The sequence below is a fragment of the Mesorhizobium sp. PAMC28654 genome (genome assembly GCF_020616515.1).
Classification (GTDB): domain Bacteria; phylum Pseudomonadota; class Alphaproteobacteria; order Rhizobiales; family Rhizobiaceae; genus Mesorhizobium.
Genome location: NZ_CP085135.1, coordinates 4,284,365 through 4,298,570, shown reverse-complemented (window position 1 = coordinate 4,298,570; position 14,206 = coordinate 4,284,365). Strand labels below are relative to the sequence as shown.

The following is a 14,206-nucleotide window of genomic DNA, read 5'->3' as shown; positions in this document are numbered from 1 at the left end:
AGTTACACCCCCGCCGCCGCGCAATTTTTCAGCGTCTTATGATCGCGGTCGGCCCGGTAGCTTGGTGGTTTTCTGGAATGGAGAACCATCTTTGTGCCGGGTCGCCATGTAACCGATCATCAGACGAGGCTTTTTATGAAGTACCGACAAAACAATTCTATCGAGGTCGCCGCCGCCAAGGCGTCGATCAGCAGGGCGACGGCCTATCGCATCAAGACGGACGCGCACCTGCCATCGCAAAAGCAAAAGGCTCGTGGCCGGCGGAGGCCTGACCCTCTCGAGCATATCTTCGATGCCGAGGTCGTTCCCCTTTTGAAGGCGGCGCCAGGCATCCGTTGTCCGTCGTCAGATCATTTGGCTCAGATTGGATCGCAGATTAGCGGAGTGTCGGCCTCATCTTGGGGTTGATGTTAAGCGGCGATCTTGCGGTGCTGCAAGCGCCGATGTTGGATGGTTTGGCGTTTGATCCTTTCTCGCTGTTTGATAATGGCTGCGGCCCTGCCGAAGTAGGCGTCGGCTGGCGTTACGTTGGCCAGGCTCTCGTGGTAGCGTCGATGGTTGTAATGTTCGACGAAGGCTGCGATCTGGGCCTCAAGGTCGCCGGGCAGAAAGTAGTTCTCCAAGAGGATTCGGTTTTTGAGGGTCTGGTGCCAGCGCTCGATCTTGCCTTGGGTCTGGGGATGCATTGGAGCGCCCCGGACATGGCTCATGCGTTGGTCCTGGATATAGTCCGCCAGTTCGCCGGCGATGTAGCTGGGGCCATTATCGCTGAGCAGCCGAGGCTTGTGGTGCACATGGGCCTGGTCGCACCCTGAGGCAGTAAGTGCCATGTCCAGCGTGTCGGTGACGTCCTCGGCCCGCATGGTGCTGCACAGTTTCCAGGCGATGATGTAGCGGGAGTAATCGTCGAGCACGGTCGACAGGTACATCCAGCCCCAGCCGATGATCTTGAAGTAGGTGAAGTCCGTCTGCCACATCTCGTTGGGTCGCGTCGTCTTGGTGTGGAACTCGTTCGCCGCCTTGATCACCACATAGGCCGGGCTGGTGATCAGATCGTAGGCCTTGAGGAGCCGGTAAACGCTGGCTTCTGACACGAAGTAGCGCGTCTCGTCGGTGACCGTACTGCCAGTTCGCGCGGGGAGAGCTCGGACTGCTCCAGCGCCAGTTCGATGATCTGGTCATGGATGGCAGGCGGGATGCGGTTCCACACCCGGCTCGGCGCCGAGGGCCGATCCTGCAGCGCCTCAGGCCCGCCCTCGACATAACGGTCATACCAGCGATAGAAGGTCCGGCGCGGGATGCCCAGTCGGTCCAGCGTTTTGCGGGTTGGCAGGTGTGACTGCTCGACGATCCTGATGATCTCGAGCTTTTCGGATGCGGGATATCTCATTCTTGCTCGTCCCCATCCGCGATCATGCTTTTTTTGAGCAGACGGTTTTCCAGTGTCAGATCAGCGACGCATTCCTTCAGCGCGCCGGCCTCCCGGCGCAAATCCTTGACCTCGTCGCTGGTGGCAGCACGAGCGGTATCACCCGCCAATCGGCGCTTGCCGGCCTCCATGAACTCCTTGGACCAGGTGTAATACAGGCTCTGCGCGATCCCTTCCTTGCGGCACAGCTCGGCGATGCTGTCTTCGCCGCGCAGCCCGTCCAGCACGATCCGGATCTTGTCTTCCGCTGAAAAATGCCGCCGGGTCGCCCGGCGAATGTCCTTTACCACCTGCTCGGCAGGCTTCTTGGCACTTGAGGATTTAGGGCTCATCTTGGTTCCTTCGTCGTGACGACGAGATCAAAACCCTCCTTAATTCACAACCTCAAATCTGGGACACAGGTGCTGACGGGGAACAGATGGACCAATAAGCCAATTCCAAGCGCTTCTTCTCGTCTACGGTGTCCGTGCCTGTCTCGCGCCCAAGGTACTTCGCGATGTCCTCGACGCTTATCCAATCTCGTTTTTTGCGCTGGCTGGTGCGACGTTTTTTCAAGAGTTTTTCTTGATACTCCTCGCGCAAGACCGTTTTCTGGTCTTTCCGCCATGCGGATATTTCTTCCCGAGTAAATTCATTCTTCGGCATCCACTCACCTTTGCGAAAACACCTATTTGAGGGCCGCAGGGGAACCGGTAGGTGCTGCCGGCTTGTCGGATGGCCGTCCTATCCCCTGCGATTCGGTTAGGCTTTTCGAGCCCGAGTCAATTTCACCACATTCCCGGCTTTCGTCGCTGCGAGAAAATCCGCCCACGCCTGCATGAGCTTGCGGCGCTTCTCCAGCGCATCGGAGCGGCGATAGGCGCGTTCCACCGCGTCACCGACTTTATGGGCGAGCGCTGCTTCGGCGACCTCGCGCGGGAATGTGGTGGCGTCGCCGCACCAGTCGCGGAAGCCAGACCGGAAGCCGTGTACGGTGATGTCGGTCAGCTTCATTCGGCGAAGCAGCATCATCATCGACATGTCGGAAAGCGCATTCTCACCGTCCCGGGAGAAAATATATTCGCCGTCCCCCCGATGCTCGTACAGCGCCTCCAGGATCGCGAAAGCTCGGGTGGACAGTGGCACCGTATGCGGTTCACCAGCTTTCATGCGCTCCTTAGGTACGTTCCAGAGCTCGCCCTTGAAGTCGATTTCCTTCCACTTCGCTCCTAGCGTCTCGCCGGATCTGGCAACCGTCAGGACGGTGAATTCCAAGGCGCGAGCCGATGTGGCCACTAGCGCCTTGAGCCGCGTCACGAATGCAGGGATATCCTGATAGGGCATTGCGGGCTGGTGACCGCGCTGAAGCCGTTGGCGCTTCGGTAGAAGATTTCGAAGGTTGCCGCGCCAGGCTGCCGGGTTCTCTCCCGAGCGCCACCCTTTCACCTTCGCGAACTCAAGAACGCGTTCTATCCGACCGCGAAGCCTCGAAGCCGTTTCGGCTTTCTCCTGCCAAATCGGAGACAAAACCTTCAACACGTCCTCGGTTGTGATGGTCGACACGCGCTTAGGCCTGATGCTTCCGCAAAAGCTGGTGAGGGTCTGGTTCCACTGGTACTCGTGTTTCGCGCTGCGCCACTCGGATTTTATCGTGGCGATGTACTTGTCGGCACACTCGCCGAATGTCGGCTCCGCTTCCTTGGCCTTCTCTGCGATTGGATCGCGGCCTTCCTCAACCGCTGTGCGGCATTCGGTGGCCTTCCCTCGGGCCCTGGCAAGCGTGACCACGGGATAGGCGCCCAAGCCCATCTCACGCCGCTTGCCGTCCTTGGTCCACATGAACAGCCAGGACTTGGAGCAGCTTGGGGAAACCCACAGGTAGAGGCCGCCGCCGTCGCTGTGACGACCTGCGGCCTTTTCGGCTTTCGCGGCAACGTCAGAGAGTTTGTGAAGCGTCCGGGCCATCCGTCCCCACTTTTATCCCCACTTTGAAGTGGGGATAGTACAAGACAATGTGGGACGGTCCTAGACACTCAATGCAAAAAGAACATTATTTTCAACGGATGGGGAGACAGTGTGGGACACCCGGAAACGCTAGTTCGGTGGACCTCAGCTCCACCAGCGGATCATACCCGGACGATTGAACTGCAAGAGCGGTTTTCAGGAGCTTCGCTATGACGTTGCGGCAGTCGCGTGAGCCAAAAGCCAATAGCAGCTGAAGTCATCATCGTTTCCGGGCCACGTTGACGCCTCTGACTGAAGTTGTAAGGGCTCCCGCCTCACGTGGAAGCGGACCCTTTCTTGGTTCAAAGGACGAGATAAAGATCAGTCGCCCCATGTTTCTTACAAAAACCGTGAGGAACAGGTTCGTCACCAAGTCATACACGCCTGGCTTTAAATGAAGAACTAGACACGCCTCCCTTCGTCTGTTTCACTACAACTGGGGATTGGGGGAATTTATGAAATCTGCAATAGTTGCGGCGGCCTGCATGGCTGCCCTGTGCGGCTGCGCGTCCGTGGTTCGTGGCACCACGGAAAAAGTAGTAATAAGTTCGAATCCGCCCGATGCGACGATCAGAACGAGTCTCGGGCATTCTTGCCCACAATCGCCATGCACGATCGAAGTCAGCCGCAAGACGGAACTGACGGCCTTCGCCGAGAAACCCGGTTACAAGGCGGGTCAACTGTTCATCGGCACGAAGATGGGCGGCAACGGCGCTGCCGGCCTTGCCGGCAACATCTTGCTTGGCGGTGTTATTGGCATCGGCGTTGATGCCATGTCCGGAGCGACGCTGGACCACTATCCGAACCCGGCATTGATAACACTCGTGCCCGTCGACGCCGCTGATCAGAGCACCAGCGTCAACAAGCCTATGCCGCCCAAGGCACCCCCAAAAACTGGCCAGCCCGTGGGCTGAAATGGCGAGGAGGTGAAACGGAAAACCGTTTCACACTTTCCCGGAATTGCTTTGGCTGTTTGGGTGGCTGACGTCCCCACCAGATCGGAGTAACTGAAGGGACGCCAGCCGGGCGGATCGACAGGTCCGCCGCAAGGCAGATATGGCCGAGTCGCCAGGGTGCGGACATGGCGCGATCGCGGAAGCTGAGACTGACCCGCGGGAACATTATCGCCCGCGGCTACGTTCCTTAGAGGAACAAACCTTGGAGGCTGGACATGCGCGGCTTCGAAATGATTGACTTGCTTTGTGTGGTTGACGCCTGCAAGCACGATCTGGCGGTTGGACATTTCATGTCGACGGCCAAAGCCGTGGAAGAGTTGCGGATCCTGACTGGCGATTTCGAGTCCTCGGACGAGGTGGCGGCGAACGCTCTCTCGATGGTAGCGCTTCAGTGCGGCTATTCAGTTTTGTTCGACGAACAGGCGGGCGCTGAAATCCTACTGACACCGTAGCCTGCCCTATCGAAAGAACGGCGGTGCGCCGTTGCGGGCACGGCCCGCTGATGACGACGCAACGCGCCAGCCGGATCCGGCGCCTTCGCTTCCATCCCTGATCATCGCGTCCAACACTTGGCCAGCCGGTTGTCAATTGGACTTATGGCGGTGGTCGCGATCGGGCTCCTGCTATTTGTTTTGACGGCCAGCCGGTTATTGTCGGCGGATTGTATCAGTTTTTTCTGTGCGTTGCGTCACGGCGTTCGGTGGGGCGGCCGAAAACGCTATATGGGTTTCCAGCAGAATTATGAATCCGCCTGCGGAAGCAATGAAGTGCCCATTCGCGAGAATATCGCTGCAAACCTTAGACGGCTCTGCAAAGACCATGCCTCGGTAAGCGCGGTATGCCGGGAACTGCGCATCAACCGCACGCAGTTCGAGCGCTACCTGCAAGGCCAGACTGTTCCCAACAAGGCCACGGCCAAGCTCATATGTGATTATTTCCATATCGACGAGGCCGAACTGTACCAGGACCACGGTAGTTCGGAAGCGGGAGTTCCGGGCTTGCCTGCCGTTTCCGAAAGCCTGTTCAAACAGTTGATACGCCCGCCCAGCCCATCCATCGCGGGGGGAACGTATTTCACCTACTTCTCGATCCCGGGTCGCGACGACCTCTTGGTGCGGTCGGTGACCTTTGTCCGGCGCGACGCGGAACTGGTCACATTCAGAAGAGTGACCGGCTGGTCCGAGCGCCGCGGATCGACATGGGCCCGTGCACGCGGCAATCACTACGGGGTGGCGATCGCACGTCTGAACTGGATCTATTTCAGCGGGGTCAATCGCCGGCAGACCGGGGAGCCGTCGCTCATCTCGGTCCAGTGGCACCCATCTCGGAACCGGTCCTGACGGGAAAGGCTATGCTGTTGACCGAGTCCGGGCCGGCATTTGTCTCTGTTGTCATGCGCCAAGAAGTTTCCAACATTCGTCCGAGGGATGCGATCCGGATGGCTCACGTCGTCAGGCTCGATGACCCGGATATCGATCAACTCGTGGTCAGCCTTACCAGGGATAGCGCCAAATAGTTGGCTTCAACCACAGCTTGTTATGCTAAATCAGGATAAGATATTCGAAAAGAGCATATACTTCTGATATTCTACTCCAGGTGCGAGTAAAATAAGTTTATGAAGTTTGTACAAAAGCAACAAAAGGCACGATCCCTGCCTTCGTCTGCAACTCTACTGTAATTTTAATAAATCATTAACTTCTTCAACACTACGTTTCCTTTCGTAGATCCCACTTGGGGGGTCAAGGAAAGGGATGAAAAATGGCGAAGAAAGTGAACACCGCTCCGAAGTTGACTGTTGCCGCTGGCACTCAGACCGTCTTCTTCTCGCAGGGCATGCACTACAACAAGCGCTGAAATCATGGGGCGTCGACGGGCTATCGTTCGTCGGCGTCCCGCCCTGGCAATGGCGTCGAACAATGAAAATGCGCTCCTCAAAAACGCTGGTTTTCTACCCCGGGCAAGACAAGGTCACTGCTTGCAACTTTCTCACCAAGAGCGTGTTTGAATGCAGTTCCGAGGTCATCGGCCTTCTCGCCTCATGGGACGAATGGGCATCTCCGGCTGATATCGCCCGCGCCAAGGGCTGGTCACGCTCCGAGTTGAAAGCCGTCGTTCCCCAATTGGTCGACTTTTCAGCCCTGGTCACGGCCGGCTCGGAACTCGCCGAGCAGGAGGCCCGGTTTTCGGGGCAATGGGGCTGGGGCATCCCGACCGCATTGATGCACTTCTGCGTCCAGGACAGTGAATTCATTACCATCGAGCAATCGGAAGAGCGGCAGGTCAAACGCGCCGGTCATATTCCGCAGCCCGAGCTCATGCTCAAGAATTCGCCCGGCGCCATTCGGCTGCCGAACGCGCTGGACGACAATGATCTTCTCGGGCTGATGGCCCAGCGCCGCACCAACCGGACCGCGGGAGCGCCCACTATCACGGCGAAGCAGCTCTCGGATTGCCTGTTCGCCGGCATGGGCATCACCGGGGAAACGACCAACTGCGTAGGGTCCCTGCCGCTCGGCATGACCCCTTCCGGCGGCGCCAGGAATCCATACGAAGCCTATGTCGTTGCGCTGGCGGTGGAGGGCCTGGACCCTGGCGTCTACCACTACTCCGCCGCCGACCACGATCTTGGCCGGATCTCGGCAAACCATCTGCCGAAAATCTCCGAATTGATCGGCGGGCAGGAATGGGGAGACGCAATGCCCTGCCTGATCCTGCTCTGCGCGAAACTTGATCGCACGATGTGGAAATACGAGGACGCCAATGCCTACCGTGTCGTGCTGATCGAAGCCGGCCATATCGGCCAGAACATCATGCTGGCAGCCACGAGCCATGGCCTGTCGGCGTGTCCTACGGCGGCGCTGTGCCATTCGTCAATCAAGCGGCTGCTGGGCCTCGATCGCCTCACCGACGCGCCGATCTACGCTTTGACCATCGCTGTCCCGGAAAAAGCTACGCACGCCGTGGGCGGCGCGATCAACTAGAATATCGGATCAAAGACTTTAGACCTGGCAGTAAAACGAAGAGGTGAACCAAAGACGCAGTCCAAGCGGGCAATCCGCGACCTTTATGCATCAGTACACTTAATTGCCAGTAAGCGTTCCTAGAGTTTCCCCTAATTGACAGGAGCCACACGTGGCAAATCAATCGTTACGTCAGTCGGAAATCGATAGCCTCCAATACATTGCTACGATGTCCAATGAGCTCGTCCAGATGGCGGAAGCGGGCCGCTTCCCAATGATCTCCTATCTGCTGGGCATGGCTTATGCGGAAGCCTTCGACGTTCTTCGCGGCGCGCGGCCGGCACGGCACGCCAAATTTGGCGGCGATGCGCTGCATCCGAGAACGCATTCAGGGGACAGCCACGCTCAGCCAAGAAGAGCGTAGCAAAATATGGATGGCGGTTTCAAATGCAGGGACAGGCTCTGTGCCTGGGATGAGTCGCTGGGAGATACTGCGCGCCGCAAAGCCTGCTGCCGTCCCTGAAAACGGCAGCGGCCGCCTTGATCGCAACGAAATGACCTATTGGATCGCATCCTGCCCTGGAGGGCGGACATCGGCCTGCAACGGCATAGGGGGATACCACGCATGAACATGATGGCACCCATCACGGGCATCGAGACAGACGATGTATTCAGCCGGCTTAGGGACATGATCGGAAGACGACCGGACTCACCCGATGACGCGCGCACGGAGGCCCGCCGGCTCGTTTCACGGGCAATCGCCGATACATGCCATGCCGACAACCTCTGGGGCGCGGTGGATGCGTTTTACGCCCACTTCGATTTCATGATGCAGGCAATCGATCTCAACGGCGCCGGCGATCCGGGGCTGCGGAGCCTTCGCACCAAGTGCCGTTTCTATCTGGAACAGGTCGAAGCCCTCTGCCAGTCGCAGGCCTATCGTTAGACAGGCTCTGATCCGAAGCCCACGGCCTGCTCGTTGAGGCCGGGTTCCGCGGGGTCAGTGTGCGAGGCTGGCGCGCGACCGATGCCGTCGCGCCATGCGCCTATCGTTGCCAGAAGGGCAGCTTGGCGATCTCTTCCTCGACCTGCAGTCTTGTCAGACCGATGTCGTCGATCAAATGGGGATTGTCCTTAGACATCTGCTTGAGTTCCCAACGATAGCGTGTCCGCTCACGCCAGTTGTCGATCATGCTTCGTAGGGTCGCCAGGTGACCACGCGGCACGTCCGCCGGCTCCACCGCCGTCTCCGGTCGCACGGGGCGATGCCGTGCCGATGCAAGAGTATCATTCACAGCAACCTCCATAGGGCCGACCTGAAAGAGGTTGAATTCTGTCGGATACCGTCAGCTCCGTAATTAAGCCCTTCCAAATAGTTCTCAAAACTTCCAAACCCGCAGAGCAGTTAACCGGTTCCCGGAGCCTTCAAACTGCTCTAACTCTTTGTTTTGGCGCAATTCCGGACGGAAAGCCGTCTCACACTTTTCCTGGAATTGCTCTATAGATGGCGCCCTATGCAGGGATCGCGGTTTGCCTTTGGTCCGTTCGTGCTTGATCCGGATGCGGGAACACTGCTTCGGGGCGATGTTCCTGTTGCCGTTGGCTATCGCGGGCTGAAGCTGCTCGCGGCGCTCGTCGGGCGGCCCGGCGAAATCCTGGCCAAGGCCGAGTTGATGGACGCGGCCTGGCCGGACACCGCCGTCGAGGAAGGCAACCTGACCGTCCAGATCGCGCAGTTGCGCAAGCTGCTTGGTTCGCCCGCCATCGGCGGTGAATGGATATCAACGGTTCCGCGCGTCGGCTACCGCTTCACGGGGGCCATCAAACAGCTCGGTGGCGCGAAACGAAAACCTTTGCCGTTGCCCGACAAACCATCGATAGCCGTGCTGCCCTTCGTCAATGTCAGCAACGATCCCGAGCAGGAATCCTTCGCCGATGGATTGACCGAGGACCTGATCACCGACCTGTCCAGGATCCCCGGCCTGTTTGTCATCGCACGCAACTCGGCCTTTGCCTACAAGGGAAAGGCGATGGACGTGCGCGAGATCGCTGGGGATCTTGGCGTACGCTACCTGCTGGAGGGGAGCGCAAGACGCGCGGCAGGGCGCGTGCGCATCAACGCAAAACTGGTCGACGCGGTGAGTGGCGATCATCTATGGGCGGAACGCTTCGATCGCGGCCTGGAAGATATCTTTGCCGTTCAGGACGAGGTGACGGCCAAGATCGTCGAGGCTTTGCTCGGTCGGCTGCGCGCGACGTCGCCGCGCAACCGGCCCAGGAATCTCGAGGCTTACGACCTCTGCGTGCGGGCGCGCAAGCTGATCGACGATTCGCCGCAGATGGCGCGGGAAGCCCATCTGATGCTCACGCGTGCGGTTTCGCTCGATCCGGAATACGCCGAGCCCTATCGCTGGCTTGCCATGAACCACTGGATGGGCTGGGTGCATTCGGGCGGACCAACCGAAGCTGACCGCGGCGTTGCCCTGGAACTGGCGCGCAAGGCCGTGGCGATCGATCCAAACGACGCCGGTTGCCGATGGATCCTGGCTTATCTGCTTGCCTATGACAGCAGCTTCGCCGAGGCGGATGCGGAATTCGCCAAGGCGATCGAGCTCGACCCGAACGAGGCCGACACCTGGGCGGCATTGTCAGATATCGCGGTCCTGGCCGGGCGGGTAGAGGAAGGTCTTGAGCATATTCGCAAGGCGTTCCGGCTGAACCCGTTTCCGGCAAGCTGGTACTATCTGACGCTTGGCCAGGCACAATATGCCGCGCGCGACTATGAAGCCGCTGTCGAGACACTGCGCAGGGACGAGACGTATCGTACAAGCTCACGCCGTTTCCTGGCGGCGAGCCTGGCCCAACTCGGCCGGCTCGACGAGGCGCGCGCGGAGGTCGAACTGTTCCTCGTCGGCAACCCGCGTTTCACGACCCGCCACTGGGCGATCACCGAGCCATTCCGCGACGCGGCTGTGCTTGAGCATTTCATTGATGGCTACCGCAAGGCCGGTCTTCCGGAGTGACGCGCCGGCGTGATCTCGTGGCCGGCCATTCGAAAGCCGCCGGTCACCCGACTTGTTCCTCAAGGCGATCCGTGGCGTCACGACCGTGGTCGTATCGTCTCGCGAGCGGGAACGGGGGCAACCAGGACTCGCGGCGGACGGTCCAGCTCTCGTAGGTTGGCATCAGTTGATCAGGGGCATCCAGGGATCCCAGATGCACTTCGATTTCGTCTCCGCTGCGTGCGAAAACGGGCGAGCCGCAGCGGGGACAGAAAAATCGCCCGAGGTAATCACGCGTCTCGCCCTCGATCGTCACCGCATCCTGCGGGAACACCGCCGCGGCGTAAAAAAGCGCCCCATGATGCTTGCGGCAGTCGAGACAATGGCAGATGCCGACCCGGTACGGGCGTCCCGACGCCACAATGCGGACGTCGCCGCACAGGCAACCGCCGGTGAATCGGTCCATGCTGCGTCTCCTCCAATCAAGTGACCGGAATGGCTACGACGGATGACACCGTCATTGCAAACGCCGTGGCAGAAGACAGCGCTTACCCATTCGACGTGCGGACAGCAATGCCCGCTCCCATTGCCGTCTACCTGGGCAGGTTGAACACGAAAGGTGCGAGGATGCTCGTGCCCACTTTCTCGGGCGGCGGCGCCGGCACCGTGGCGCCCTGAAGGGCCGACAGCGCCGCGCGATCGAGGTCGTCGCTACCAGAAGAGCGGGAAAGCCTGGCGGTGAGGACCCGGCCAGATGCATCGACCGTAAATGTCACATATGGGTTGCCCTCCACGCGCCGCGCGCTCGCCGCTCTCGGATAGCGGGTGTGCCGCTTGATCCAGGCTCCCAGACGAGAGTTCCATCTGCTGTCGTCACCGGATCTCGACGCCGCCTCGGCGGACTTCGGCGCGGCTGTCTTGGCTGAGGACTTCACATCCGCGCTTGCGGTGACGACGGTCTTCGACGGTGCCGCCTTTTCCTTCTTCTGCCGGGGCTTGGGCTTTTCGACGGGCTTTTTGGCCTTGGCTTCGACCGGCTTCTTTTTCTCGACCGGCGTCTCGACCGGTTTTTGCTGCGGCAAGGGAATGACCACGTCAGGGGCGACGGCCTGGACGATGTCCGGAACGACCTCGTCCAGCGGGGGCTGATCAGTAGGCTCGGTGATCGTCGGTTGGGCTTGCTCCACCGGGTCGGACGGAGCGGCCTCCGCTTCCTCGGTCACCGGCTCCGGCGAGGGGTCCGCGACAGGCTCCGCCTTGGTGATCATTTTCTGCGTTTCTGTAGTCTCCGTCTGGTCTGGCGGGGTCGGATCCAGCATCGCCGCCTGTTCCTCAATGGCTGGCGCAACCATCATGGGGGCCATGTCGATCATCATCGCTGGCGGTGGACCACCGTCCGACGCGTCGGCGTCACTCCATTCCTGGACCCCATAGGCGATAGCGACATGCGCACCGAGAACAAGCGCGGTGGCAGCCGTCCACAAGCCCAGGTCGCGCCAACCAAAGCGCGGCAGCTGAACCGAGGGGGCGGCCGACTGCTGGGTCATGGCACCGCCGCTCCACTTGGCGCCGCCGCCGCGGCATCGGCGGATGGCATTGTCTCCAGGCCGACCAGCGCGATCTTCAGATAGCCGGCGCCGCGCAACAGGTTCATCGCCTCCATCAGGTCGCCATAGGTGACCGCCTTGTCGGCGCGCAGGAAGATGCGCGTCTGCTTGTCGCCCTTGGTCCTGCCGTCGAGGACCGCAGCAAAGGTTGCGCGCGGCACTGTGTCGTTGCCGACCGCCAGGCTAAGATTGTCCTTCAGCGTCAGGAACAGCGGCGTCTCGGGCCGGGGCGCCGGCGTGGCGGTTGAGCCCGGCAGGTCGACATTGATGTCGACCGTCGCCAGGGGCGCGGCGACCATGAAGATGATCAGCAGAACCAGGATGACGTCGATGAAGGGAGTGACGTTGATCTCGTGGTTTTCCTCGAGATCGCCGTCCAGATTCTCGCGTATTCTACTTCCCATCGCGCCGCTCCCTTATTCCGCCGCCAAGGCGCTCAACGGTGGAACCGTGCGGAAATCAAGATCACGGCTGACCAGCCGTTCGACACCGGCCGAGGCATCGGCGAGGATCTGCCGGTAGCCGGCGATGGAGCGCGCGAAGACGTTGTAGATGACAACCGCCGGGATCGCGGCGACCAGGCCCATGGCGGTGGCAAGCAGTGCCTCGGCGATGCCGGGCGCAACGACCGCGAGATTGGTGGTCTGCGCCTGCGAAATGCCGATGAAGGCGTTCATGATGCCCCAGACCGTGCCGAAGAGGCCGACGAAGGGCGCCGTGGAACCGATCGTCGCCAGCACGCCGGTACCGCGAGACATGCGCCGCGACGCCGCGGCCTCGATGCGCGCCAGCCGCGACGCGACCCGCTCCTTCAGCCCGTCTCCGGAAACATGATCGAGCGCGCCGGCCGAAAGTGCCGCCTCTTCCTCGGCGGCCCGCACCAGCAAGGCGCCAGGTCCGCTGTTGTGGCCAAGCGCGCGGCCGGCCTGCGTCAGCGTCGCGGCATCACCGATGGCGCGCGCGGCGCGCCGGGCGCGAAGCTTGCCACCAAGGATTTCCAGCGACTTGGCCACCCATATCGTCCAGGTGACGAGCGACGCAAAGGCCAGGCCCAGCATCACCCCCTTCACCACGATGTCGGCGGCCATGAACATGCCCCATGGCGACAAATCGTGCGGCAGGGTCAGCGCTGGCGCCGGGCCGCCGGCCGCTGGAGCGCCGACGGCGATGGGCTGGGCATTCGCCGGGGCCTGGGCGGGCGCGACTGGTGCTGGCGCTCCATTCGTGGGCGCGGCTGGGGCTGGCGTGACGGGGGCCGGCGTTTCGACGGCCGGGGGATTGCCCGCCGGCTGTTCCTGAGCCGAAACACCACTGGCCGAAAGGATGGCGGATGCGACCAGCGCGGCGAACAGACCAATTCTCGACAAGGTTTTCGTCCTCATTCTCGCAGCGGTGTGCCGCTCCCTATTTCGTGCAACATATGCAAATGCCATCATTGCACATAGCCTATGGGCTGGCCGGTGACGGGGTGCGCGAACACGCCCATCTCCACGCCGAAAATGCCCTTGAGCACATCGCCTTGCATGATCTCGTCCGGGGTGCCCCGCGTCAGCAGCTTGCCGTCCTTCAGCGCGATCAGCTCGTCGCAATAGCGCGCCGCCATGTTGGGGTCGTGCAGGACGACGACGACGCACAGGTCGCGCTTGCGGCTGAGATCCTTGACGAGGGCAAGCACTTCGACCTGATGGGCGATGTCGAGCGCCGAAATCGGTTCGTCGAGCAGCATGACACCGGCATTCTGGGCGACCAGCATGGCCAGCCAGGCACGCTGGCGCTCACCACCTGACAATTCGTCCACCAGCCGGTCGGCAAAACCCTCCATGTCGGTCAAGATCAGTGCCTCCTCGACATGCCGCCTGTCCTCGGCACGGAACCGGCCAAGCGCCCCATGCCAGGGGTAGCGCCCGAGCGTCGCCAGTTCGCGCACGGTCAGGCCCGTAGCAGCCGGCGTCGTCTGCGGCAGATAGGCAAGCGCGCGGGCGAGTTCGCGGGCGCCCCACTGCGCCAGCGGCCGCTGGGCGAAGGTGATGGCGCCCGAGCTTGCCGGCTGCTGGCGCGCCAGCAGCTTGATCAGCGTGGACTTGCCCGACCCATTGTGGCCGATCAGCCCGTAGACGCGCGCGCGTTCCAGTTCGAGCGAGACAGGGCCGAGCAATGTTCGCTCGCCGGCGGCGAAACGCACCGCGTCGATATGGAAGGCTGTCTCGGCATGAATTCCAGCCACGGTCCTGGCCTCTCTCCTGCGCGGCCCCTTGGTCCAGCGATCTGG

14 protein-coding genes and 3 pseudogenes are annotated in these 14,206 nt (G+C 61.0%); 8 read left to right on the top strand and 9 right to left on the bottom strand.

Annotated elements, in window-relative coordinates:
- Nucleotides 1-135 precede the first annotated feature (135 nt).
- Nucleotides 136-336: pseudogene (locus LGH82_RS21065) on the top strand (IS21 family transposase); the annotation flags it as partial.
- 74 nt (nucleotides 337-410) lie between these two features.
- Here the strand turns inward: LGH82_RS21065 and LGH82_RS21060 are convergent.
- From LGH82_RS21060 to LGH82_RS21050, 3 genes and pseudogenes are all read right to left on the bottom strand, one after another.
- Nucleotides 411-1,761: pseudogene (locus LGH82_RS21060) on the bottom strand (IS3 family transposase).
- Nucleotides 1,762-1,813: 52 nt separating this feature from the next.
- The gene (locus tag LGH82_RS21055; RefSeq protein ID WP_227344568.1) at nucleotides 1,814-2,074 is read right to left on the bottom strand and encodes a hypothetical protein; all 261 of its coding nucleotides are present in this window, start codon (nucleotides 2,072-2,074) and stop codon (nucleotides 1,814-1,816) included.
- 96 nt (nucleotides 2,075-2,170) lie between these two features.
- A complete protein-coding gene (locus LGH82_RS21050) occupies nucleotides 2,171-3,373 on the bottom strand; it encodes a tyrosine-type recombinase/integrase (protein ID WP_227344567.1) in 1,203 nt (400 codons plus the stop codon).
- Between the two features lie 524 nt (nucleotides 3,374-3,897).
- Here LGH82_RS21050 and LGH82_RS21045 point away from each other — a divergent pair.
- The 6 genes and pseudogenes from LGH82_RS21045 (at nucleotide 3,898) to LGH82_RS21020 (ending at nucleotide 8,274) form a co-directional block, all read left to right on the top strand.
- The gene (locus LGH82_RS21045) at nucleotides 3,898-4,326 is read left to right on the top strand and encodes a translation initiation factor 2 (RefSeq protein ID WP_227344566.1); all 429 of its coding nucleotides are present in this window, start codon (nucleotides 3,898-3,900) and stop codon (nucleotides 4,324-4,326) included.
- A gap of 257 nt (nucleotides 4,327-4,583) precedes the next feature.
- Nucleotides 4,584-4,820, top strand: a complete 237-nt coding sequence (locus LGH82_RS21040) for a hypothetical protein (protein ID WP_227344565.1) — start codon at nucleotides 4,584-4,586, stop codon at nucleotides 4,818-4,820.
- A gap of 315 nt (nucleotides 4,821-5,135) precedes the next feature.
- Nucleotides 5,136-5,884 (top strand): annotated as a pseudogene (locus LGH82_RS21035) (XRE family transcriptional regulator).
- Nucleotides 5,885-6,119: 235 nt separating this feature from the next.
- Nucleotides 6,120-7,349, top strand: a complete 1,230-nt coding sequence (locus LGH82_RS21030) for a SagB/ThcOx family dehydrogenase (protein WP_227344564.1) — start codon at nucleotides 6,120-6,122, stop codon at nucleotides 7,347-7,349.
- 151 nt (nucleotides 7,350-7,500) lie between these two features.
- Complete coding sequence (locus LGH82_RS21025; protein WP_227344563.1) at nucleotides 7,501-7,752, top strand: hypothetical protein; 252 nt, start codon at nucleotides 7,501-7,503, stop codon at nucleotides 7,750-7,752.
- 201 nt (nucleotides 7,753-7,953) lie between these two features.
- On the top strand, nucleotides 7,954-8,274 hold the full coding sequence (locus LGH82_RS21020) for a hypothetical protein (protein WP_227344562.1): 321 nt from the start codon (nucleotides 7,954-7,956) through the stop codon (nucleotides 8,272-8,274).
- Nucleotides 8,275-8,374: 100 nt separating this feature from the next.
- On the opposite strand, the gene LGH82_RS21015 is transcribed toward LGH82_RS21020, so the two are convergent.
- On the bottom strand, nucleotides 8,375-8,623 hold the full coding sequence (locus tag LGH82_RS21015) for a DUF1127 domain-containing protein (protein ID WP_227344561.1): 249 nt from the start codon (nucleotides 8,621-8,623) through the stop codon (nucleotides 8,375-8,377).
- 219 nt (nucleotides 8,624-8,842) lie between these two features.
- Between LGH82_RS21015 and LGH82_RS21010 the strand changes: the two genes are divergently transcribed.
- Nucleotides 8,843-10,351: a winged helix-turn-helix domain-containing tetratricopeptide repeat protein gene (locus tag LGH82_RS21010; RefSeq protein ID WP_227344560.1), complete on the top strand. Its 1,509-nt coding sequence runs from the start codon at nucleotides 8,843-8,845 to the stop codon at nucleotides 10,349-10,351.
- 43 nt (nucleotides 10,352-10,394) lie between these two features.
- Here the strand turns inward: LGH82_RS21010 and LGH82_RS21005 are convergent, their stop codons facing one another.
- From LGH82_RS21005 to LGH82_RS20985, 5 genes are all read right to left on the bottom strand, one after another.
- Nucleotides 10,395-10,796 carry a GFA family protein gene (locus LGH82_RS21005; RefSeq protein ID WP_227344559.1) on the bottom strand — a complete coding sequence of 134 codons (402 nt, stop codon included), beginning with the start codon at nucleotides 10,794-10,796 and terminating at the stop codon, nucleotides 10,395-10,397.
- Between the two features lie 127 nt (nucleotides 10,797-10,923).
- Nucleotides 10,924-11,877, bottom strand: a complete 954-nt coding sequence (locus tag LGH82_RS21000; RefSeq protein ID WP_227344558.1) for a TonB family protein — start codon at nucleotides 11,875-11,877, stop codon at nucleotides 10,924-10,926.
- Complete coding sequence (exbD, locus tag LGH82_RS20995; protein WP_227344557.1) at nucleotides 11,874-12,341, bottom strand: TonB system transport protein ExbD; 468 nt, start codon at nucleotides 12,339-12,341, stop codon at nucleotides 11,874-11,876. Before exbD ends, LGH82_RS21000 begins: the two co-directional genes overlap by 4 nt.
- Nucleotides 12,342-12,353: 12 nt before the next feature.
- Nucleotides 12,354-13,304: a tonB-system energizer ExbB gene (exbB, locus tag LGH82_RS20990; RefSeq protein ID WP_227344556.1), complete on the bottom strand. Its 951-nt coding sequence runs from the start codon at nucleotides 13,302-13,304 to the stop codon at nucleotides 12,354-12,356.
- 65 nt (nucleotides 13,305-13,369) lie between these two features.
- Entirely contained in the window at nucleotides 13,370-14,161 is a 792-nt protein-coding gene (locus LGH82_RS20985; RefSeq protein WP_227344555.1) for an ATP-binding cassette domain-containing protein, read from the bottom strand.
- Between the last annotated feature and the right edge of the window lie 45 nt (nucleotides 14,162-14,206).

What these genes read in the sequence shown, in the direction of transcription:
- LGH82_RS21030 (WP_227344564.1), top strand. Translation starts at nt 6,120, where the DNA reads ATGAAAAATGGCGAAGAAAGTGAACACCGCTCCGAAGTTGACTGTTGC.
- exbD (WP_227344557.1), bottom strand. Translation starts at nt 12,341, where the DNA reads ATGGGAAGTAGAATACGCGAGAATCTGGACGGCGATCTCGAGGAAAAC.
- LGH82_RS21005 (WP_227344559.1), bottom strand. Translation starts at nt 10,796, where the DNA reads ATGGACCGATTCACCGGCGGTTGCCTGTGCGGCGACGTCCGCATTGTG.
- LGH82_RS21055 (WP_227344568.1), bottom strand. Translation starts at nt 2,074, where the DNA reads ATGCCGAAGAATGAATTTACTCGGGAAGAAATATCCGCATGGCGGAAA.
- LGH82_RS21000 (WP_227344558.1), bottom strand. Translation starts at nt 11,877, where the DNA reads ATGACCCAGCAGTCGGCCGCCCCCTCGGTTCAGCTGCCGCGCTTTGGT.
- LGH82_RS21010 (WP_227344560.1), top strand. Translation starts at nt 8,843, where the DNA reads ATGCAGGGATCGCGGTTTGCCTTTGGTCCGTTCGTGCTTGATCCGGAT.
- LGH82_RS21050 (WP_227344567.1), bottom strand. Translation starts at nt 3,373, where the DNA reads ATGGCCCGGACGCTTCACAAACTCTCTGACGTTGCCGCGAAAGCCGAA.
- LGH82_RS21040 (WP_227344565.1), top strand. Translation starts at nt 4,584, where the DNA reads ATGCGCGGCTTCGAAATGATTGACTTGCTTTGTGTGGTTGACGCCTGC.
- LGH82_RS21020 (WP_227344562.1), top strand. Translation starts at nt 7,954, where the DNA reads ATGAACATGATGGCACCCATCACGGGCATCGAGACAGACGATGTATTC.
- LGH82_RS21045 (WP_227344566.1), top strand. Translation starts at nt 3,898, where the DNA reads ATGGCTGCCCTGTGCGGCTGCGCGTCCGTGGTTCGTGGCACCACGGAA.